Origin of the sequence: Nitrosospira multiformis, from assembly GCF_003050865.1 — a bacterium.
GTDB lineage: Bacteria > Pseudomonadota > Gammaproteobacteria > Burkholderiales > Nitrosomonadaceae > Nitrosospira > Nitrosospira multiformis_E.
In genome coordinates this window covers 108,907-129,455 of the sequence record NZ_QAOK01000007.1, presented here as the reverse complement: position 1 = coordinate 129,455, position 20,549 = coordinate 108,907, and the positions used below count along the sequence as shown (strand labels likewise).

The window sequence follows — 20,549 nt, the reverse complement described above, 5'->3', positions numbered from 1 at the left end:
ACGTATTCTGACCTGTTGACAGGATTCCCTTTACCAAAACAAACTCGATTCATCGACTTAAAATAACAGAGGAATTTACTCAGGTATTTATTCAGGTATCAAAATTAACACATGCCCTGTGAAGAATTCGTGAAGATAAATACCCCTCATAAACAGGGTTTAAACCAGCATCATCACCGGGCGAGATAAGTATCCCAGCGGTCCGGCCACTAAAAAGTGACGTCTTCAGGAAGGAGAAAATGGCGGAAATAGCTCCGCAAGACGCGGATTTTGCAGAAGACCGATAGGGAGAACTGTAGAGCTTCCGCTATGTCAGGCAGAATCAGGCAGAAGTCGCTGGGCGAAGGCCCCAGGAAAAGCGATTCTCAGGGAAATACAACTCAGGGAAATACAACTCAGGGAAATACAATATGGAAGGTCGCGCCTTGTCCCGGCATGCTTTCGACTTCTATGCTCCATCCATAGTAGTCGCAAATGCGCTTGACGATGGCAAGCCCTATGCCCAGACCTTCACCTTGCGTTGAACCGCGGAAGAAGCGTTCATACAGGAGGGGGAGATAGGAAGGCTCAATACCTATACCGGAATCGGAAATCGAAAGACGGTTGCCTTTGAAATTTACCCGTATGAAACCGCTATTAGTATATTGCACCGCATTGCGCAGCAGATTCACAAGGGCCGTGTGAATCGCCTGACGGTTCAGCGTCAGCATGGCTTTCGGTTCCACCGTGACTTCGAATGTAAGATGCTTTCGATAGATCTCCCCGCATATCGATTCTGCCGCATCGTAGACACACTCGGCCAGATCCACGGGTTCCATTACCCCGAGCGACTGCTCGCGCGCAAGAAATAACAGGGCTTGCAACTGCTCGCCCATGCGGGTTGCGGCGCTTTCGATCATGCTGATGCGCATGCGCGCTCTTTCCGAGAGATTCGGTTCCGCGACCAGCAGTTCACAGCTTGTCAGGATAGTTGTAATCGGAGTGCGCAGTTCGTGGCTTATATTGGCGGTAAACTCCTGTTCGCGGCGCAGCATGCGGGTTATGCGGCTTTGATAGTCATCCAGCGCGCGAGCGAGCTGGGCCACTTCCTCATCCTGCCCGGGCTGGGTAAGCGTTTCCCCCTGGATGTCACCCGGCGCAAGATGCCTCACCTGCTCGGCGAGATCAGTCACCTGCTTGACCAGCACGCCGGCCAGCAGATAACCCACCACCACTGCGACACCCACGACGGAAACGAGCGACAGGACGATGAGCAGTTTCAGTTCCCGTTGCCGCGCTTCGTGCAGGCCTATTTCATAGGCGACAACAAACTTGACCCCGTTCACGTGATGGACTGCGACCCGGACTTCCTCAGGGCCGCGAAAAACCTTGTGCCGTCTGTAACTCAGCCCCTGCAAATAGGAAGGAAGGCGAGATTCCTCGGAGGGATCGTGGATGATATATTTCTCGAGATTGGAACCTTCCTGCGGCACGAAGTCCGCATGCTCACGATAGCGCTGGAGCAGGTAATCCATCTCGGTTTCGATGATCTGTTCGATATGAGCTTCTTCGATGTCATCGGAAGCGATATACAGGCTGACTCCCAGCGTTCCGACAACCACAATACAGAATATCGCAAACGCGAGTGCAACGCGAAGACGAAGCCCGCGCCTAATTACGGGCACGCGTGGAAAGCCGATAGCCGAGACCGTGAACGGTTTCGATTGGATCATAGCCGCCCGCGCGCGTCAGTGCGCGGCGAAGCTCGTGCATGTGACTGCGGAGGGTATCGCTGGTTTCCTGCACATCCCCCCATACTTCCGATTCGAGTTCCCTGCGGCTGAAAACGCGGCCAGGCTCGCTCATGATGACTGCAAGCAAGCCAATACATTTTGGCGGCAACTTGACGTTCGCGCCCGCGAAGCGAATTGTGAGGGTTTTCGGATCGAAGGAAAGATCCTCGGTTTCCAGCGTTCGACTGGTTACCTTCCCCTTTCGACGTTTGTGCATGGCAACCAGCCGCGCTTCAACTTCTTTCAAGGCGAAGGGTTTGACCAGGTAGTCATCCGCCCCGCAATCGAAACCTTTCAGCTTGTCTTCCAGCGTGTCGCGCGCTGTCAGCATCAGGACCGGGGTATCGAGATGCGCCTCCTGGCGAAGCTTCCGGCACAGGGTTATACCATCCGCCCCAGGCAATCCCAGATCAAGCAAAATGCCGTCAAACTGCTGGGTAACCGCAAGATGCAGCCCTGTAATCCCATCGGCCGCCGCATCGACACTGTGACCGCGAGCTTCGAGAAAGTCGTACAGATTACTGGCTATTGCCCGATCATCTTCAATAATAAGTATGCGCACGTGAAAAGTTCCAACCAATCAGACTGCAGAAATATCATGTAGATTCGATGTGAAAAAATTCCGTTTATCCGCTAGCTGCCGAAATGCTGCCTCCCTCTGTATCCGCACGATGAAATCTGCGGCTGAGGCTGTGAACCGCTTCGACCAGCGCAAGCGCATTTTCGGGTGGCGTAAACTGCGATATGCCATGCCCCAGGTTAAAGATGTGACCGCTTCCTTCGCCAAAATCCGCAAGAATCTGTTCCACTTCGGCAGCAATTATCTCCGGTTCAGCAAATAACACGGCAGGATCAAGGTTGCCCTGCAAGGCAACCTTGTGGCCCACGCGTCGCCGGGCATCTGCGATATTCACGGTCCAGTCCAGTCCCACTGCATCACATCCGCTGTCCGCGATACTCTCGAGCCATAGTCCTCCACCTTTGGTAAAAACAATGCTCGGAATACGCTCAGCCCCCTGATGCCGCCTCAACCCCGCTAGTATCTGGGTCATGTATCGCAGCGAAAACTGCTGATAAGCAGCATGGGAAAGCGCCCCACCCCAGGTATCAAAAATCATTACTGCCTGCGCACCGGACTCGATTTGAGCGTTCAGATAAGCGGTGACAGCCTGCGCGTTGATATCGAGAATGTGATGCAGCAAATCAGGGCGCCGGTACAGCATGGTTTTTATTTGCCGGAAATCAGTTCCGCCGGCCCCTTCCACCATATAGCAGGCAAGCGTAAACGGACTGCCGGAGAACCCGATCAGCGGGACCCGATTATCCAGAGTTCTGCGTATCTGCGAAACCGCGTCCATGACGTAGCGCAAATGAACAGCAGGATCGGGGACGGTAAGAGCCCGGATCTCCCACTCTTCGCGCAAGGGGCGCTCGAACCTGGGGCCCTCTCCTTCCGCAAAATATAATCCCAATCCCATGGCATCAGGAATCGTCAGAATATCCGAAAACAGGATGGCCGCATCCAAAGGAAATCGCGCGAGAGGTTGCATCGTAACTTCGGTGGCGAAGTCAGGATTCTTGCAGAGTGCAAGAAAATTGCCCGCACGAGCTCTCGTCTGATTATATTCGGAGAGATAGCGCCCGGCCTGCCGCATCAGCCAAACCGGCGTGTATTCAGTGGGCTGCCTCAGCAGTGCCTTGAGCAGAGTATCGTTCTTCAATCTCGTCATTCAGACCCGATCAATCGCAAAAATCAGTAAAACCGGATGCTCGATCTACCAATGGAGCTACCAGTGGAAATGGATGCCTTGGGGACTGTCGGAACCCCGGAACCGTCAGGTTCTCTTTCAACTCTCCATCTTACCATGAATGGCCGACGAGGTCATTCGCGAAAAGGTCAACGATAGGAACGATCTGTCAGCTTTCCTCGACAACGAAAAGACGCCGGTATTCACGAATGGCATAACGATCCGTCATGCCTGCGATATAGTCGGCGATGGCTTGATGCTTGTCCTGTTGAGATCTGGACTGGAATTCCGGGGGCAACAACCGGATATCCGAACTGAATGCGTCAAAGAGCTGGCGGATGATGTGCCGTGCCTTTGCGCTCATGCGCGCTACCTTGTAGTGCCGGTAAAGATGCTCCCGCAGGAACTTTTTGAGCTCCTGCTGCTCTTGCGCGATTTCCCTGCTGAATCCGATCAGCGGCGGAACAGTCCGTATTTCGTCCAAGGTCCGAGGGTTTGCCTGCTCGATATTCACTGCGCTTTGCCTGATCAAATCTCCCGCCAGCGTATTGATCATGCGCCGCACGGTTTCATGGACCAGTCTCCTGCCCGATATTTTCGGGTATTGCTGTCTAGCCATCGCCAGATGGCGCGCAAATATGCCGACCTCCTCAAGTTGCTGCTGCATAATGAGGCCGGATCTCAAGCCGTCGTCCACGTCGTGATTGTTGTAAGCGATCTCATCAGCCAGATTGGCGACTTGCGCTTCCAGCGAAGGCTGACGATTCGTAAGGAAGCGCTCGCCAACGTCCCCCAGTTCCAGCGCATTTTTCTTCGAACAATGCTTGAGAATGCCTTCGCGGGTTTCAAAGCACAGATTCAACCCGTCAAATGCGCCGTAGTGCTCCTCCAGTACATCCACCACCCGCAGGGACTGCAGATTATGCTCAAAGCCGCCATGTTCCTTCATGCACTCGTTCAGCGCGTCCTGCCCGGCATGACCGAAGGCGGTATGGCCAAGATCATGCGCCAGCGCGATAGCCTCAACCAGATCCTCGTTCAGGCGCAAATTCCGGGCTACGGAACGCCCGATCTGCGCCACTTCGAGGCTGTGCGTGAGGCGCGTGCGGAACAGGTCCCCTTCATGATTGACGAAAACCTGGGTCTTGTACTCAAGCCTGCGAAAAGCGGTGGAATGAATGATGCGATCGCGATCGCGCTGAAAAGGCGTGCGGCCGGGGGACGGTTCTTCCGCAATGCGGCGTCCGCGGGAGTTGGCAGGCGATACCGCATAGGACGCCAGCTCACGCATCAGCTGTACATTCCGTCAGAACTTCAGTCAGTATCGGGGATGGCACACCTGCATGCACCACCGCCCGACCGATATCCTCGAGCAGTATGAAACGCATTTTCCCGCCTTGTACTTTCTTGTCCAGCCCCATCAGATGCAAATATTTTTCCGGACCGAGATTCGGGGCAATCACCGGCAGTCCGGCCTTCACATAGAGATTTCGGATTCGATCCACATCCCCTTCGCCTATCATGCCCATACGTTGTGATACTTCGGCTGCCAGTATCGTTCCCGCAGCCACTGCTTCCCCATGAAGCCAGTTGCCATAACCCATGGCATTCTCGATTGCATGTCCAAAAGTGTGCCCAAGGTTCAGCAGGGCGCGCATGCCGCTCTCGCGCTCATCTGCTTCAACAACTTCCGCCTTATGCTGGCAGCTCCTTTTTATGGCGTCGATCAGAATCGAACTTTCACGTTCCAACAGGAGCTCAATATGAGATTCAATCCAGCCGAAGAATGCCGGATCGCGAATAAGGCCATACTTGATGACCTCGGCTATACCGGCGCGCAGTTCCCTATCGGGCAGCGTATCGAGCGTGGACGTATCCGCCACTACCGCCTGGGGTTGATAAAACGCTCCGATCATGTTTTTGCCCAGCGGATGATTGATCCCGGTCTTACCGCCCACTGAAGAATCGACTTGCGCCAGAAGTGTAGTGGGCACCTGAATGAACGGCACGCCGCGCAAATAGCTTGCGGCCGCGAAACCGGTCAGGTCTCCCACGACTCCTCCGCCCAGGGCGATGATCGGTGTATTGCGTTCGCAGCGGTGTGTCAGGAGAGCATCGAAAATGAGATTGAGAGTTTCCCAGTTCTTGTATTCCTCACCGTCGGGAAGAACGATCGGCACTGAAACCACATCATGAGCTGCAAGAGTCGCACGAAATTTTTCGAGATATAGAGGTCCCACCGTAGTATTTGTGACGATGGCCGCCCGCTTCTGACCCAGATAATCCAGGAGGAGTTCAGGCTGAGTCAGGATGTCTGCACCGATATGGATGGGATAGCTGCGCGGAGCGGACGTAGAGACAAGATTAACAGTGACTGTTTGCATTATTGTGACGAGAAAGGAGGCACAACTTGCCCGGAAACCTCGATAAGCCGCGTCCGGATGTTTTTTTTGAATAATTCCGGTAATTTATCACCCTGCTTAGCTCACCACGGTTTCACTACCACGAGTATCACGACAGCGATCAAGATGAGTACCGGGACTTCATTGAACCAGCGGTAATAAACATGGCCATGACGGTTGCGGTCGCGTTTGAAATCGGCGAGCAGTCTGCCGCAGTATCCATGATACGCAATCAGCAATATCACCAGGGCGAGCTTCGCATGCAGCCAGGCTCCAGTAATGCCATAGCCCAGCCAGAGCCACAGACCCAGGACGACTGCCAGCACCGCGCTGGGGGTCATGATCCCATAATAGAGCTTTCTTTCCATAATTTTGAACCGCTCTATGCCCGCCGAGTCCGTAGTCAGGGCATGATAGACAAAGAGCCGTGGCAAATAAAAAAGCCCGGCGAACCAGGCCACCACGAAGACGATATGAAAAGATTTTACCCAGAGCATATGCTTTTCGAACGGAAACAGCACATGTGTTCAGTTGCTGCGGACTGAGCACTGTGCAAAAAGCAGATACTATATACTGAAATATACTGAAGCGGACGACAGGTCGCTAACGCGACGCCAGGAGCATGAACACCCCCCCAAAGACCTGGGAAGCAGGAAAGACTCGGGAAGCAGAAAAGCTTCCCTGCGTGGAAGGTTGATTACAGTGACACCAGTCCGAAGCTGGGTTCATACGCGCGCCGGATTATGCCGCAGAGATATTAGACGGCAACAACTTCCAGGTCAGGCTCTATCGACCTCAGCATGTTCTGAATGCCTCGCAGTGTACCGGTAATCGAGCTCGGACAGGTGCCGCAAGCACCCTGGTAATGAACACTCAGCCTGTTGCCTTCGAGGCCAAGTACATGGAGATCGCCTCCATCGCTCTGGAGATAGGGTCGAATCTCCTCGTCGAGCATTTCGTTGATCAAATTAAGCCGCTGCTGGTCCTCAGGACTTAAATTTGCAATTTCCGCACTCGCGGCTGCAACTGTAGCGGCTGTCTGGGTATCTGCCGCCGGCGCGGCACGAATAGGGTCTGCTACTTCCCGCGCCAGGTCCTGCCAGTCAGCCGCGCCATCCTGGGTCACTGTGATCCAACGATCTACATAGAACACATTAGTGACATGATCGATGTCAAACAGCGCTTCGGCAAGCGGATCACCTTTCGCCTGCTCGGCATTATCATACGAACGCGTTACTCCCCAGGTCAGCGGCTCCTTGAGGATGAATTTCAACGCATTCCTATTGGGGGTTCCCTCTATTTCAACTATCTTCGGCATTTTTGGTACCTTGACGAAAAGCTCAGGCATCCCCTATCGGGGCGTGCATGGGATCACCCTCCGCTTCGGTTGAGGTAGTGCTGACGGAATTGAGCGCTGCGTGAAGCGTGTGCCATGGGAGAATCGCGCATTTGACGCGGGTGGGCAGATCACGGACGCCGGCAAATACGGTGAGCCTTCCCAGATGGTGGGGGTGGGCAAGATCCAGCGTGCCCGTAGCCATGTCCCGGAATTCCTTGATCAGCATCTCTGCGTCTGCAAGGCTCTTGCCTTTTACAACGGTGGTCATCATGGATGCAGATGCCTTGCAGATCGCACACGACTCGCCATGGAACGCAATGCCTTCGATATGCTCCCCTTCAAGGTTCAGATCAATATCGAGGTGATCGCCACACAGCGGATTGTGCCCCACCGCATGATGGCTCGCCTTGTCCAGCTTGCCGTAATTGCGCGGCTTCCTGTTGTGGTCGAGGATGACTTCTTGATAAAGCGATTTCGTAATCATTAAACAAATATCTTTTGCACAGTACGAATGCCTGCGATGAAAGTATCTACCTCAGCCATTGTATTATAAAACGCAAACGAAGCGCGTGTAGTGGCAGGCACCTTGAGGCGCAGCATCACAGGTTGCACGCAGTGATGGCCGGTGCGAACGGCAACGCCTTCCTGATTCAAAAGCGTACCGACATCGTGCGGATGCACACCCGCCACCTCGAAGGACAGCACCGCGGTTTTTCTCGCTGCTGTGCCTATGATGCGCACTCCGGGTATCTGGCACATCTGTTCGGTTGCGTAGTTGAGTAATTCAACCTCGTACGCGGCGATGGCATCGATACCGACATTCGACAAATAGTCCACGGCGGCGCCAAGCCCAATAGCGGCTGCAATGGGGGGAGTTCCTGCTTCGAACTTGTGCGGAATGGAATTGTAGGTGGTTCTTTCGAATGTCACCGACAGAATCATGTCCCCACCGCCTTTGAACGGCTGCATGCGCTCCAGAAGTTCTGCTTTTCCGTACAGAATACCGATGCCCGTCGGACCACACATTTTGTGTCCGGAAAAAGCATAGAAATCGCAGTCGAGATCCTGGACATCCACTTTCATATGCGGCGCAGCCTGCGCGCCATCCACCAGCACCGGAACACCGCGGGCATGCGCAAAGGCGATCATTTCCCTGACCGGATTGATCGTCCCCAAAGCATTCGATACGTGCATCACACCGACAAACTTCGTGCGTTCGTTGAAAAGCTTCTCGTATTCATCGATGAGAAGTTCACCGGCATCGTTGATAGGCACGACACGTATCCTTGCCCCTTTTTCTTCCGCCAGCATCTGCCACGGAACGATATTCGAATGATGCTCCAACGTGGTCAGGATGATTTCATCACCCGCACCGATGAATTTGCGTCCATACCCGTGCATCACGAGGTTGATGGAATCTGTCGTTCCGCTGGTAAAAATTACCTCTCTGTCTTCACTTGCATTGATGAAGTGCTGCAATTTACGACGCGACGTCTCATACTCTGCCGTGGCAGTCTCGGATAAATAATGCACTCCGCGATTGATATTTGCGTGCTGGCTTGTCTGGTAACGCACCAGGCGATCGATCACCGGCTGCGGCATCTGACTGGAGGCTGCATTATCGAGGTAGACCAGCGGCTTTCCTTCGACCTGAAGCTTCAGAATCGGAAAATCGGCACGCACACGTGCGACATCGAGCGTCGAATCAATCTGAGGTTGCAGCGTGGAATCTATGATTTTCATGGCTCAGTTTTTCTTGATTTGTTCCAGCACTGTCTGTTCAAGCCGGTATTTGAGCGATGCGATGGGAATACGATCAATGATCTCGGCGCCAAATGCATAAGTCAGCAGATTTCGCGCCGTAACTCCGGATAGGCCCCGGCTCTTGAGATAAAACAGCTCCTCACTATCGAGTTGACCTACCGTGGCACCATGTGCGCACTTCACGTCATTTGCAAAAATTTCGAGTTGCGGCTTGGTATCGATACGCGCTTTCGCATTCAACAACAGATTGCGGCTGGATTGCGCGGAATCCGTGTTTTGGGCGCCCGCACGAACCATGATCTTGCCGTTGAACACGGCGTGTGCGCTACCATCAGCGATGCACTTATGCAACTGGCGGCTGGTACAGTTCGGTTTGGCATGATCTATGGAACTGTGCGTATCGGCCAGTTGCCTGCCGTTGATCAGCGCCAGCCCATCGATAACGCACTCGGCGTCCTCAGCATCAAGCCCTGTATTCAAGTCGTAGCGTGAAATGCGTGCCCCGAGTGCAACGCTCACAGAGCGGTAGCGGCTGGCATGCGCCAGCGAAACAGCGCAGTTCCCGATATGAAATGCTTCGGTGCTGTCGCGCTGTACTCGGATATGACTGATGCGGGCATTATCTCCCACCGCGATCTCGGTCACGGCATTAGTCACATAGACTGCTTCATTCAGGCTGACGTAATCCTCGAGAATGGTAACCTCGCTACCCGCTTCAGCGATGAAAAGACAGCGGGGATGGCTCGCCACCTCCGGTTGCGTTGCAATGAGCAACACGTGCACGGGTGTATCGATCGCTGCACCGCGTGGTACGATGACCAAAGCGCCATCGTGCAGGAATGCGGTATTGAGCGCCGCGAACAGATTATCTTCGAATCGCGCATACTGACCCAGATGCGGCTCTATTGCCTCCGCATTCGCTGTTATCGCCGACGACAGATTGGTGACGATCAACCCGCGGTTTCCGAGGCGTTCTGCCGGAGTAGAAAGTTGCGGCATGTATTTGCCGTCGACAAATACGAGTCTGATAGCAGCTTCCGCCACGGAAAAATGCTCGACATCAGCGGCCTGCTGCGCTGCTGCAGCACGAGCGGGCTGGAATGATTGCCGGGCAAGCGGCGAGAGGTCAGTAAAACGCCACTCCTCATCACGTGTTGTGGGCAGCTTCAGCCTCCCCGCATGGTCGACTGCATTTGCCCGTAACTGGTTGAACCAGGCAAGAGGACTGGCCGGCAGCCGCGGTTGTCCTTGAAGCAGGCTTTCGAGATAGGTGTTGCTATTCACGAGACTCATGCTCATGCGCTTGCCGGGGCACGCCGCTCAACCCCTAACCAATCATAACCCCGCGTTTCGAGATCGAGCGCAAGCTCCTTGCCGCCTGTTTTAACAATGCGTCCACCGCGCATTACATGCACGTAATCCGGTTCGATATAGTTGAGCATGCGCTGATAATGGGTTACCAGAATGATTGCGTTGTCCTTGTTTGCAAGTTTGTTTACCCCATTGGTAACAATCCTCAGGGCATCGATGTCGAGACCGGAATCCGTCTCATCCAGGATAGCCAATCGTGGCTCCAGCAGCGCCATCTGCAATATCTCGTTGCGCTTCTTCTCGCCGCCCGAAAAACCTTCGTTGACGCCGCGATCCAGAAAATTGGGATTCATTTCCAGCAATTTCATTTTCTCGCGCACGAAATCCTCGAATTCCAGCGGATCAAGTTCGTCCTTTCCACGCTGCGACTGCAGGGTATTATAGGCAAGGCGCAGGAAATGGCTGTTGGAAACGCCGGGTATCTCGATCGGATACTGAAAGGCAAGAAATACGCCCGCACGCGCCCGTTCTTCCGGTTCGAGATCGAACAGATTCTGGCCTTCAAACAATACCGATCCCCCGGTAACCTGATAGGCGCTGTGCCCGGCAAGCACCTTGGCGAAAGTGCTCTTGCCCGAGCCGTTCGTCCCCATGATGGCATGCACCTCACCGCTTTTGACGATGAGGTCGACGCCTTTGAGTATCTCTACGCCATCGACTGCCGCTTGCAGTCCGCTTACTTCCAGAATCGTTTTGCTGTCCTGATGAATCATCCAACACTTCCCTCCAGCTTGAATCCAAGCAGTTTTGTCGCTTCGACCGCAAACTCCATCGGCAGTTGCTGAAATACATCTTTGCAGAAGCCATTAATAATCATGGAAACCGCTTCCTCATTGCCGATGCCGCGCTGTGCAAAGTAGAACAATTGATCTTCGCCGATTTTTGACGTTGATGCTTCATGCTCGACCTTGGCATTCTGGTTACGCACCTGAATGTAGGGAAAGGTATGCGCTCCGCATTGGTCTCCGATCAGCATCGAATCGCATTGTGAATAGTTGCGCGCACCGCTGGCGGTGGGAGCAATCCTGACTAGGCCGCGGTAACTGTTATTGGAATGTCCGGCTGAAATACCCTTGCTGACGATGGTGCTGCGGGTATTTTTCCCGATATGGATCATCTTGGTGCCGGTATCCGCCTGCTGATAGTTATTGGTTACCGCTACCGAATAAAATTCGCCTACGGAACTTTCCCCCTGTAGTATGCAGGACGGATATTTCCAGGTTATCGCGGAGCCCGTTTCAACCTGCGTCCACGAGATGCGCGAGTTGACGCCTTTTGCCAGACCCCGCTTGGTTACGAAATTATATATGCCGCCCACCCCTTTCTCGTCACCCGCATACCAGTTCTGTACCGTCGAATATTTGATATCGGCATTGTCGAGTGCAATCAGTTCGACCACCGCGGCGTGCAGTTGATTGGTATCGAACCTGGGGGCCGTGCACCCTTCGAGATACGACACGGACGATCCTTCCTCGGCAACGATCAGGGTGCGCTCGAATTGCCCGGATCCTTCCGTATTGATGCGGAAGTAGGTCGACAGATCCATCGGGCACTTGACGCCTTTCGGAATGAAGCAGAAGGTGCCATCCGTAAAAACGGCCGAGTTGAGTGCTGCATAGTAGTTGTCACCCACGGGCACCACCGTACCGAGATACTGCTTCACCAGTTCGGGATAAGCGTGCACGGCTTCGGAAATGGAGCAGAAAATGATTCCGACCTCCGCGAGCTTCTGCTTGTAGGTGGTGGCTACGGATACGCTGTCAAAAATTACATCCACCGCCACGCCCGCCAAAGCCGCGCGCTCATGCATGGGCACCCCCAGCTTCTCAAAGGTGCGAAGCAGCTCAGGATCGACTTCATCCATGCTGTTGAGCTTCTTTTTCGGCTTGGGCGCAGCGTAGTAGCTGATCGCCTGAAAATCGATCTGCGGATACTTGACATTGGGCCATGCCGGCTCTTCCATCTTGAGCCATTGCTGATAGGCTTTGAGCCTGAAATCAAGGAGCCATGCGGGCTCGTTTTTCTTGGTCGAAATGAGCCGGATAATATCTTCGTTAAGGCCTTTTGGCGCGACATCCGACTCGATTTCGGTAACGAAACCGTGTTTGTATGGCTGATTGACCAGATTCTGTAAGACTGCACTCATGAGATTCGCTCCAATATCGGAATGTCTTTTCTTTTAGTAGAGGACAATCCTTTGCTACGAATACTGCCGCTCCTGTTATCTCGGTTTCCGGCACCCACTTCCAAGGGCTAGACCTTGGCCGGTTCTTCTTTCACACTGAAGCTTTCACCGCAGCCACAGGTATTATCCACGTTGGGGTTCTCAAACCTGAATGATTCATTCAGCCCTTCTTTGACAAAGTCAATTCGTGAGCCATCAAGAAACGGCAGAAAATCGACATCAACCACTACATGAGCGTTACAGGATTCGAACATCCGATCACTCTCGCGCAGCTCATCTGCATAAGCATAGGTATAGGCAAATCCGGAGCACCCCACCTTCTTGACCCCGACTCGCAGGGCCACTCCCTTGCCCCGCTTCGCGAGCTGCTTCTGAATCTGTTTCGCCGCGTTTTCAGTCAGTTTTATTGACATCGCCATTCTCCGTCTACCCCATGCGATTATGACAATGAAAGTAAGCGTTCGGCATTCAAAATTGGAGTCAGGCAGAAACTGCAGTGCGGCTCCGGTCGGGCATGACCTTTTCAGGCGCAACCTTCCGCATATCCAGCATCTGCACAACACCCGCCTCTCTTGCCTTCCGCCATTCCTCTCTTTCCCTCTGCTCATCGACCAGTTGTTTCAGCGTGACTGCGCCAAGATGGTCGAAAATCAGTTCGTTGAGTTTTGTCCACAAGTCGTGCGTCATGCATTTCCTGTCGTTGTGGCAATTTTCCTTTCCATTGCACTGGGTTGAATCGATAGGCTCGTCAACCGCGAGAATGATCTCGGCAACCGACACTTGCCCCATGTCTTTCGCAAGACAATAGCCGCCACCCGGGCCTCTTACACTATCGACAAGTCCCCGGGAACGCAGTTTGGCGAACAACTGCTCAAGATAAGATAGCGAAATTTGCTGACGCTGGCTGATTTCCGCAAGTGTCACAGGACGCGTCCGACGTTGCAGCGCGAGATCGAGCAACGCTGTTACTGCAAACCGTCCTTTGGTTGTTAGCCTCATGATGAACTCCCCTTTGCTCTTGATGGATTCACGGATTAAGTAGATAGGCTCAGAAATATCTCAGTCAGCAGAAGTCCAATAGACGACTGATTTAGTCAACTATAAGATACCTGATTGATTTAGTCAACTATACAGGCATCATTTCTGAAAATATACAATGTGGGAGTGAATCCTCTATCGATATCGATAGAATAGAATAGCGGAGTTCCGCAACAAACCCGTTGTCTCATATTGCCCGACGAAGTCTGACCTGTTGATTCGGCCAGAAATACTATGAATCCCGTCATTCCGGGCCTGACCCGGATCCAGCCAGATCAATAATGGCACGCTTTGAACGTTCGTGCTGTTTGCTCACCGGATCATCAATAATGACTTCATTCCATGCGATTCAGGGATAGCGAACAGTCCGCTCAGGGGAGACGCGGCGTAGTCTCATATGCGCCTCCACCAGTTCAATAGCCTGGTGCCGGAACTGATTTCCCTCTGTATCCTTCACCCACATGTGCAACAACCCGATAAAGAACAGATGGATATCAATGGCCAGTTGCACGGGATCGTGAGATGAATGCAGTAACTCCTGAACCCTGGCGCGTTCGTAAACCAGCCTCAACTTCTCCGAAATGTGCGCACAGTTGAATAAAATCTGCTGCAAGACCATGGCGAATTCATCCACGTACTCGCACTTGATCATCATGATTTCGTATATCTGGCGAGTCTCCTTGCTATCCGCCAGAACCTGAATCGTGCCGCACAGGAAATTTTCGATACAGGTGAGAGGATCGTCCACGCCTTCAACCAGCAGGGTATCGTCCATGCGATCGATGAGAGGCAGGAATACCTGCTCGCGCATGGCCTGAATCAGATCGATTTTATTGTTGAAATGCCAGTAGATCGCTCCCCGGGTGACGCCGGCCTCGCGCGCGATATGCTCCATGGTGGTACGGGCGACACCTCGCTCCAGAAAAACCTGGCGCGCCGCATCTATGAGACGCTGCCGTGTCAATTCCGCATTTTCCTTGGTTTTTCGGACCATGTACGAATCGCTATTTACATCTGTGAAGGTTGGTTTATAATTTACATACATACACGTATGTATGCAAGTTCCAAATTTAGCTGCACGGAGCATGATGACAGCCACGCAGGATTATAAAAGTAAACCCGGCAACTCTTTAATGTTCAGCCAGAGAAAAACGCCCGGCCTGCTGCACGCGGTCATGCGGCTTGCCATAAGCATTGCCGCGGGCATCGTCCTGATCGTTACGGTGCCGGGCTGTGGCAAGAAGCCTGAAACGCCCCCTCATCCACCGGCCCTTCCCGTAAGTGTAATCGAGGTTCAACCTACCAGCGTACCCATCAGCGCCGAAGCCGTGGCCCAGACCGAAGGCGCCAAGGAGGTCGAAATACGTCCCCGCGTGGGGGGCATTCTGCTCAAACGCCTGTATGAGGAAGGCGCAGCGGTAAAAGCGGGTCAGTCTCTGTTTCTGATTGATCCGGTACCCTACCGATATGCGCTTGCTCAGGCGAAGGCGCAACTAGCAGAACAGAAAGCCCGCATCATTCAGACCGAGCGCGAAGAAAAACGCCTGAAAGACCTGCTGGATACGCAGGCAATCAGCCAGCGCGAGTATGATAACGCGGTCTCCGATAACGCGATTGCGCATGCCGCGCTCCAGCAGGCCGAGGTGCGCGTGCGCGATGCGGAACTCAGCCTCTCCTATACCTCTGTAACCGCTCCGGTCAACGGCATTTCGGGCCGCTTCCAGTTTTCGGAAGGCGCGCTGGTGGAAGCTAACAACAGCCTTTTGACCACGCTGGTGCAATTGTCGCCGATCTGGGTGCGTTTCAGCCTGTCGAGTAACGAACTAACGCAGCTCGGTGGTCCCCTGACCGAGAAAAAAGTAAAACAGGTGACTTTGATATTGCCGGACGGCTCGGAATACGAAAAGAAAGGGGAACTGAATTTCGCTGCCAGTCAGATCGACCCGCTGCTGGGCACGCAACAACTGCGCGCCACGTTCGAAAATGCCGGACAGCGATTGCTGCCGGGACAGTTTGTCAGGGCGAAAGTGGTCATTGGCCAGCGTGACGGTGTATTCCTCGTCCCGCAGAGCGCAATACAGACGTCTGACCGCGGTCAGTCAGTGTATGTGATCAACGAAAAAAACGAAGCGACTCTGCAGCCGGTGATTACCGGGAAGTGGATGGGTACGGACTGGGTAATCCTTGACGGACTCAAAGCCGGCGATAAAGTCATTGTCGATAACATCATCAAGCTTCGTCCCGGCTCGCCCGTTTCCCCTCACCCGCCCGGAGAAGCACCGGGAATGTCCCCTGCCCCGCTGGATTCCGGTTCCGGCAAAGCCGTTTGAGCAAAAAACCGGGCGGAAAACCGCCGGATAAATCATGACCAGATTTTTTATTCTGCGACCGATATTTGCGTCGGTTATCTCCATTATCATCGTCCTTGCCGGACTCGCCGCCGCATTGCAGCTCCCCATTGCGCAGTATCCGGAGATCGCGCCCCCTACCGTGCTGATAACCGCGACCTATCCCGGCGCCAGCGCTGAAACCTTGACCAAAACAGTGGCCGCCCCCATCGAAGAGCAATTGAGCGGTGTTCAGGACCTTTTGTATTTCAGTTCAAGCGCCGACTCCAGCGGAACGCTGACCATTACTGCAACGTTCGAGGTCGGTACGGACGTTGATCAGGCTACTTTCAATATCAGTAACCGCGTAAACGTCGCGCTACCACGACTGCCGGATGAAGTGCGCCGCACCGGCCTGAAAATTGAGAAGCGCTCCAACGACATCCTGATAGTTTTCATGCTGATCTCGGCCGAGAAAGGCAAATATGATCCGCTCTATCTCAGCAACTATGCCACGCTCAACATAATGGATGAGCTGAGACGTACGGATGGAGTGGGTGATGCCACTGTCTTTGGCGGCCAGGATTATTCCATGCGCATCTGGCTGCATACCGATCGCATGGCCCAACTGGGCGTGACTACCACGGACATCACTGCCGCTATCCAGGCGCAGAACGCGCAATATGCTGCCGGCAAGATCGGTCAGGAACCGGCTCCGCCTGATCAGCAACTGATTTACACCGTAAATGCAAGGGGTCGGCTGATAACACCTGAACAGTTCGGCGATATCATTTTGCGGGCGGATGGCCCGCGCGGGGTCCTCTACCTCAAGGATGTCGCCCGTATTGAGCTGGGGGCGCAAAGCTATGATGTTCGCACGGCCTTGAATGGTCAGCCCGGCGCCGGCATTCCTGTCTTCCTGCAACCCGGGGCGAATGCGCTCGACACGAAAAACGCGCTGGTCGCCAAAATGGAAGAGCTGAAGAAACACTTTCCGGAGGGAATGGACTACGTGGTGCCGTACGATACCAGTCTGTTCGTCAAAGCTTCGATGTGGGAGGTGGTCAAGACGCTCGGCGAAGCGATGGCGCTCGTTCTGCTGGTTGTTTATCTGTTCCTGCAAAGCTGGCGCGCCACGCTGATTCCCATTATTGCCGTGCCCATTTCCCTTGTGGGCACTTTCGCCGGATTGTGGGTATTCGGCTTCTCCATCAACACCCTTACACTTTTCGCCATGGTGCTTTCCATCGGCATTGTGGTGGATGATGCAATCGTCGTATTGGAAAATATCGAGCGGCTGATGGACGAAGAGAAGCTGCCGCCGCTGAAAGCTGCCATTCGCTCCATGGAACAGGTTGCAAGCGCGGTGGTTGCGATTGTCCTGGTACTGTGCGCCGTATTTGTGCCGGTTGCATTCATGGGGGGAATCGCAGGCGAACTGTATCGCCAGTTCGCAGTCACCGTCGCCGTGGCGGTAACCATTTCCGGCTTGGTGGCACTGACCTTGACGCCTGCCTTGTGCGCCATTCTGCTCAAGCATACCCACGGTGAATCCCGGTTCTTTCTTGCGTTCAACAGCGGTTTTCAGCGGGTGACGAATTTTTATATCCGCATGGTCAATATCACGCTGCGCCATAAGGTTATCGGTGCCTTCGTATTCCTAAGTATCATTGTCTTATCGGCCTATCTGTTCAAAACAGTACCGGAGAGTTTCGTGCCGCCGGAAGATCAGGGCTATGTCGTCACCGCAACCATCCTGCCGGATGGCGCCACACTGGCTAGAACAACAAAAACCGCGGAATCGGTGCGAGCGGGGATTGCGGATGATCCAGCCGTGGCCCATCAATTCGTTGTAAACGGCTTCGATCTGATCGGTGGCGGAAATAAAACCAGTTCTGCTACCATGTTCGTCGCATTCAAGGACTGGTCGGAGCGGAAGGCAACAGCGGAGGATATCATCCAGAAGCTGATGGGTATCGGAATGCAGCAGCCGGATGGAATCGCGATCTCCTTCAACCCGCCCACCATCCGCGGGCTGGGAACCGCAGGCGGCTTCGAAGTCTATGTGCAAAGCCGTGGGGGCGCTAATCCGGTTCAATTATCCACAGTGGTGAACAACCTTATCACTGCACTGAACCAGGAACCGAGGCTGGCCGGCATCAATACCTTTTTCCGTCCCACCGTGCCGCAATTCTTCATTGAAGTGGATGAGGAAAAAGCGATTTCTCAGCAAGTGAGAATCGCGGACATTTACGCCACGCTGCAAAGTACGATGGGTTCGCTGTATATCAACGATTTCAATTACTCCGGTCGTACCTACCGGGTGCAAATGCAGGCAGAACCGCAATACCGGATGCATCCCGAGGATCTCGGCAGAGTGTATGTACGCTCACAATCCGGCGCGATGGTACCCATGTCCGCCCTCAGCAAACTCAGCACCATTGTGGGCGCGGAGCAGCTCGAGCGCTACAACGGCCTCCTTGCCGCAAAGATTCTGGGAGGCGGCGCACCTGGGGTGAGTTCAGGCGACGCTATCCGGCTTGTAGAGGAGATTGCGGCAAAAAATTTGCCCGATGACTACCAGATTGCGTGGACGGGACAGGCTTATCAGGAAAAGCGGACCGGCTCAGCCGCAATTTTTGCCTTCAGCTTCGCGATCATAATGGTATTTCTCATTCTTGCTGCCCAGTTCGAGACCTGGGCCCTGCCGCTCGCCGTTATCATGGCGGTGCCTTTTGCTCTTGCGGGCGCCCTGCTTGCCGTTTTGACCCGAGGCATGCCGAACGATATCTATTTTCAAATCGGCCTGATCACGCTCATCGGCCTCGCTGCAAAAAATGCCATTCTGATCGTCGAGTTTGCTACGCAGAAAATGGCTGAGGGTCTGCCTGTGGCACAGGCAGCGGTTGAAGCGGCGCGTTTGCGTTTCCGGCCCATCGTCATGACGTCCATGGCTTTTGTGCTGGGTATCGTGCCGCTGCTGATCGCCACGGGGGCAGGTGCTGCCGCGCGTCGCTCCATGGGGACCGGCGTGTTTGGGGGAATGCTGCTTGCCACTTTTGTTGCAACAATATTTATTCCCTTGTTTTTTACGTGGCTTTCGCGCAAAAATAAAGGTAGGCCAGTCGAAAACCTGTCGCAGGAAACATCATGAAAAACATCGTGGCGAGCCATCGTGGCATGAGAGAGCGCCTGCGGAGCAGGATGGGGTTGTTGCTCTCGACTCTGCTCCTTGCATCCTGCGCAATGGGACCTGACTATATTCGCCCTCATGTCGAAACCTCCGAAAAGTTTCGCATGGCGCAGACGGAGGGGCAATCCATTGCGAACCTGTCCTGGTGGGAATTGCTGCATGATAATCAACTGCAACAGCTCATCCGTCTCGCGCTGGCCCAGAACAAGGATCTCAAGCAGGCGGTAGCAAGCGTTGAAGAGCTGGAGGCACGCCTTGCTACTGCACGCATGGATTTCCTTCCCAAGATGGACGCAAATGCCAATGCACCTGCTTTCGGAACCCTTGGAGGATTCAAGTTCCCTGGATTTCCCACACCTTACAGCTATTTCGGACAGGCGACCCTGAATTGGGAAATTGATATCTGGGGTCGCATTCGCCGTTCGAACGAAGCCGCCCTGGCTGACTTGATGGCACGGGAAGAAAACCGGCGCGCTGTGGTCCTGACCCTGGTAAGTTCGGTAGCGCAGGCGTATTTCGATCTCCTGCAATTCGATATGCAGATGGGTATTGCGCGCAATGCCCTGCACTCATGGGAGGAGTCGGTGGCGCTTGCGCGAGCCCAACTGCGGGGAGGAGTCATTTCCAGGCTTGACCTCGACCAGTTCGAAGCTGAGCGCGCGAATGCAGCCACCCGGGTGGCAGAACTGCAACGGCTGACTGCCCAGAAGGAAAACGAACTGAGTGTATTGGTGGGTAGAAATCCGGTTTCGATAGAACGGGGACGCTCTCTCACGGAGCAGTTGCTAGCGCCAGAGGTGCCAGCCGGGCTTCCTTCCGAACTGTTGCAGCGCCGCCCCGACATCCTGCAGGCGGAACAAACCCTTGCAGCGGCAACCGCCCGGATTGGCGCAGCCAAGGCGGCGCGATTTCCCAAGCTCAATATTACCGGTTTCCTGGGCGTGGCAAGTCCGGCGCTGTCCAATCTCCTCCTTTCAGGGAGCGAATTCGGGGTAGGCGGACTGGGTCTGGCTGTTCCATTGATCAACGCGCAAGCCTTGGGGATGGAGCAGCGCGCAGTGGAAGCACAGGCCAGGCAGATGCTTGCCCAGTACGAACAAACCATACTGCTCGCCTTCAGGGAAGTCGAGGATGCCCTGATCGCGGTAAGCACCGCCAACGAGCAGCGCAAGGCGCAGGAACAGCAGGTGAATGCACTGCGCTCGGCTCTGCATATCGCCGATCTGCGGTATAAGGGTGGTATTACCAGTTACGTGGACGTGCTGCTGGCCAAACGTAACCTGTTCGATGCCGAATTTGCGCTTACGGCAACCCGCCGCCTCCATCTGATATCCGTGGTCCAGCTTTACAAGGCGCTCGGCGGCGGATGGACGCCTGTCTGACGGCATTGGGAACAGTCTGGCGATCCGA

Annotated in this window: 18 protein-coding genes; 3 read left to right on the top strand and 15 right to left on the bottom strand. The window is 54.2% G+C overall.

Going from position 1 to position 20,549, the window contains the following annotated elements:
• Window positions 1–395: 395 nt before the first annotated feature.
• The 15 genes from C8R21_RS05775 to C8R21_RS05705 all read right to left on the bottom strand — a co-directional run bounded on the left by C8R21_RS05775 (window position 396) and on the right by C8R21_RS05705 (window position 14,613).
• Window positions 396–1,712, bottom strand: a complete 1,317-nt coding sequence (locus C8R21_RS05775) for a sensor histidine kinase (protein ID WP_258192273.1) — start codon at window positions 1,710–1,712, stop codon at window positions 396–398.
• Window positions 1,651–2,334 carry a response regulator transcription factor gene (locus tag C8R21_RS05770; RefSeq protein WP_041352815.1) on the bottom strand — a complete coding sequence of 228 codons (684 nt, stop codon included), beginning with the start codon at window positions 2,332–2,334 and terminating at the stop codon, window positions 1,651–1,653. Before C8R21_RS05770 ends, C8R21_RS05775 begins: the two co-directional genes overlap by 62 nt.
• A gap of 64 nt (window positions 2,335–2,398) precedes the next feature.
• Window positions 2,399–3,502 (bottom strand): uroporphyrinogen decarboxylase, encoded by a 1,104-nt coding sequence (hemE, locus tag C8R21_RS05765; protein WP_107761842.1) that lies wholly within the window; start codon window positions 3,500–3,502, stop codon window positions 2,399–2,401.
• Window positions 3,503–3,689: 187 nt separating this feature from the next.
• On the bottom strand, window positions 3,690–4,811 hold the full coding sequence (locus C8R21_RS05760) for a deoxyguanosinetriphosphate triphosphohydrolase (RefSeq protein WP_107761841.1): 1,122 nt from the start codon (window positions 4,809–4,811) through the stop codon (window positions 3,690–3,692).
• Window positions 4,804–5,904 (bottom strand): 3-dehydroquinate synthase, encoded by a 1,101-nt coding sequence (aroB, locus tag C8R21_RS05755; RefSeq protein ID WP_107761840.1) that lies wholly within the window; start codon window positions 5,902–5,904, stop codon window positions 4,804–4,806. Before aroB ends, C8R21_RS05760 begins: the two co-directional genes overlap by 8 nt.
• Window positions 5,905–6,005: 101 nt before the next feature.
• The gene (gene hemJ / locus C8R21_RS05750; protein ID WP_107761855.1) at window positions 6,006–6,419 is read right to left on the bottom strand and encodes a protoporphyrinogen oxidase HemJ; all 414 of its coding nucleotides are present in this window, start codon (window positions 6,417–6,419) and stop codon (window positions 6,006–6,008) included.
• 260 nt (window positions 6,420–6,679) lie between these two features.
• Window positions 6,680–7,240, bottom strand: a complete 561-nt coding sequence (locus tag C8R21_RS05745) for a NifU family protein (protein ID WP_074774397.1) — start codon at window positions 7,238–7,240, stop codon at window positions 6,680–6,682.
• Window positions 7,241–7,262: 22 nt separating this feature from the next.
• The gene (gene sufU, locus C8R21_RS05740; RefSeq protein WP_107761839.1) at window positions 7,263–7,745 is read right to left on the bottom strand and encodes a Fe-S cluster assembly sulfur transfer protein SufU; all 483 of its coding nucleotides are present in this window, start codon (window positions 7,743–7,745) and stop codon (window positions 7,263–7,265) included.
• A complete protein-coding gene (locus C8R21_RS05735) occupies window positions 7,745–9,004 on the bottom strand; it encodes a cysteine desulfurase (protein WP_107761838.1) in 1,260 nt (419 codons plus the stop codon). The genes sufU and C8R21_RS05735 overlap by 1 nt, the downstream gene beginning before the upstream one ends.
• Before the next feature lie 3 nt (window positions 9,005–9,007).
• Window positions 9,008–10,318, bottom strand: coding sequence for a Fe-S cluster assembly protein SufD (gene sufD, locus C8R21_RS05730; protein ID WP_308811380.1), 1,311 nt, complete (start codon window positions 10,316–10,318; stop codon window positions 9,008–9,010).
• Between the two features lie 2 nt (window positions 10,319–10,320).
• Window positions 10,321–11,109, bottom strand: coding sequence for a Fe-S cluster assembly ATPase SufC (gene sufC, locus C8R21_RS05725; RefSeq protein WP_107761836.1), 789 nt, complete (start codon window positions 11,107–11,109; stop codon window positions 10,321–10,323).
• Window positions 11,106–12,542: a Fe-S cluster assembly protein SufB gene (gene sufB / locus C8R21_RS05720; protein ID WP_107761835.1), complete on the bottom strand. Its 1,437-nt coding sequence runs from the start codon at window positions 12,540–12,542 to the stop codon at window positions 11,106–11,108. Before sufB ends, sufC begins: the two co-directional genes overlap by 4 nt.
• A 107-nt stretch (window positions 12,543–12,649) precedes the next feature.
• Window positions 12,650–12,994 carry a HesB/IscA family protein gene (locus C8R21_RS05715; protein ID WP_107761834.1) on the bottom strand — a complete coding sequence of 115 codons (345 nt, stop codon included), beginning with the start codon at window positions 12,992–12,994 and terminating at the stop codon, window positions 12,650–12,652.
• A gap of 67 nt (window positions 12,995–13,061) precedes the next feature.
• Window positions 13,062–13,580, bottom strand: a complete 519-nt coding sequence (locus tag C8R21_RS05710) for an Rrf2 family transcriptional regulator (RefSeq protein ID WP_107761833.1) — start codon at window positions 13,578–13,580, stop codon at window positions 13,062–13,064.
• A 388-nt stretch (window positions 13,581–13,968) separates the two neighbouring features.
• On the bottom strand, window positions 13,969–14,613 hold the full coding sequence (locus tag C8R21_RS05705; RefSeq protein ID WP_107761854.1) for a TetR family transcriptional regulator: 645 nt from the start codon (window positions 14,611–14,613) through the stop codon (window positions 13,969–13,971).
• Window positions 14,614–14,707: 94 nt separating this feature from the next.
• On the opposite strand from C8R21_RS05705, the gene C8R21_RS05700 reads away from it, so the two are divergent.
• The 3 genes from C8R21_RS05700 to C8R21_RS05690 are packed head-to-tail and all read left to right on the top strand — an operon-like array spanning window position 14,708 to window position 20,521.
• Window positions 14,708–15,949 carry an efflux RND transporter periplasmic adaptor subunit gene (locus C8R21_RS05700; protein WP_107761832.1) on the top strand — a complete coding sequence of 414 codons (1,242 nt, stop codon included), beginning with the start codon at window positions 14,708–14,710 and terminating at the stop codon, window positions 15,947–15,949.
• 34 nt (window positions 15,950–15,983) lie between these two features.
• Window positions 15,984–19,100: an efflux RND transporter permease subunit gene (locus C8R21_RS05695; RefSeq protein WP_107761831.1), complete on the top strand. Its 3,117-nt coding sequence runs from the start codon at window positions 15,984–15,986 to the stop codon at window positions 19,098–19,100.
• Window positions 19,097–20,521, top strand: a complete 1,425-nt coding sequence (locus tag C8R21_RS05690; RefSeq protein WP_107761830.1) for an efflux transporter outer membrane subunit — start codon at window positions 19,097–19,099, stop codon at window positions 20,519–20,521. The genes C8R21_RS05695 and C8R21_RS05690 overlap by 4 nt, the downstream gene beginning before the upstream one ends.
• The last annotated feature ends 28 nt before the right edge of the window (window positions 20,522–20,549 follow it).

Bases quoted from the DNA above. Each gene is read 5' to 3' on its own strand.
- C8R21_RS05695 (WP_107761831.1), top strand. From the start codon at position 15,984: ATGACCAGATTTTTTATTCTGCGACCGATATTTGCGTCGGTTATCTCC.
- hemJ (WP_107761855.1), bottom strand. From the start codon at position 6,419: ATGCTCTGGGTAAAATCTTTTCATATCGTCTTCGTGGTGGCCTGGTTC.
- sufC (WP_107761836.1), bottom strand. From the start codon at position 11,109: ATGATTCATCAGGACAGCAAAACGATTCTGGAAGTAAGCGGACTGCAA.
- C8R21_RS05715 (WP_107761834.1), bottom strand. From the start codon at position 12,994: ATGTCAATAAAACTGACTGAAAACGCGGCGAAACAGATTCAGAAGCAG.
- sufD (WP_308811380.1), bottom strand. From the start codon at position 10,318: ATGAGTCTCGTGAATAGCAACACCTATCTCGAAAGCCTGCTTCAAGGA.
- C8R21_RS05760 (WP_107761841.1), bottom strand. From the start codon at position 4,811: ATGCGTGAGCTGGCGTCCTATGCGGTATCGCCTGCCAACTCCCGCGGA.
- C8R21_RS05690 (WP_107761830.1), top strand. From the start codon at position 19,097: ATGAAAAACATCGTGGCGAGCCATCGTGGCATGAGAGAGCGCCTGCGG.
- hemE (WP_107761842.1), bottom strand. From the start codon at position 3,502: ATGACGAGATTGAAGAACGATACTCTGCTCAAGGCACTGCTGAGGCAG.
- C8R21_RS05700 (WP_107761832.1), top strand. From the start codon at position 14,708: ATGACAGCCACGCAGGATTATAAAAGTAAACCCGGCAACTCTTTAATG.
- C8R21_RS05775 (WP_258192273.1), bottom strand. From the start codon at position 1,712: ATGATCCAATCGAAACCGTTCACGGTCTCGGCTATCGGCTTTCCACGC.
- C8R21_RS05710 (WP_107761833.1), bottom strand. From the start codon at position 13,580: ATGAGGCTAACAACCAAAGGACGGTTTGCAGTAACAGCGTTGCTCGAT.
- C8R21_RS05745 (WP_074774397.1), bottom strand. From the start codon at position 7,240: ATGCCGAAGATAGTTGAAATAGAGGGAACCCCCAATAGGAATGCGTTG.
- C8R21_RS05705 (WP_107761854.1), bottom strand. From the start codon at position 14,613: ATGGTCCGAAAAACCAAGGAAAATGCGGAATTGACACGGCAGCGTCTC.
- aroB (WP_107761840.1), bottom strand. From the start codon at position 5,904: ATGCAAACAGTCACTGTTAATCTTGTCTCTACGTCCGCTCCGCGCAGC.
- C8R21_RS05735 (WP_107761838.1), bottom strand. From the start codon at position 9,004: ATGAAAATCATAGATTCCACGCTGCAACCTCAGATTGATTCGACGCTC.
- sufU (WP_107761839.1), bottom strand. From the start codon at position 7,745: ATGATTACGAAATCGCTTTATCAAGAAGTCATCCTCGACCACAACAGG.
- sufB (WP_107761835.1), bottom strand. From the start codon at position 12,542: ATGAGTGCAGTCTTACAGAATCTGGTCAATCAGCCATACAAACACGGT.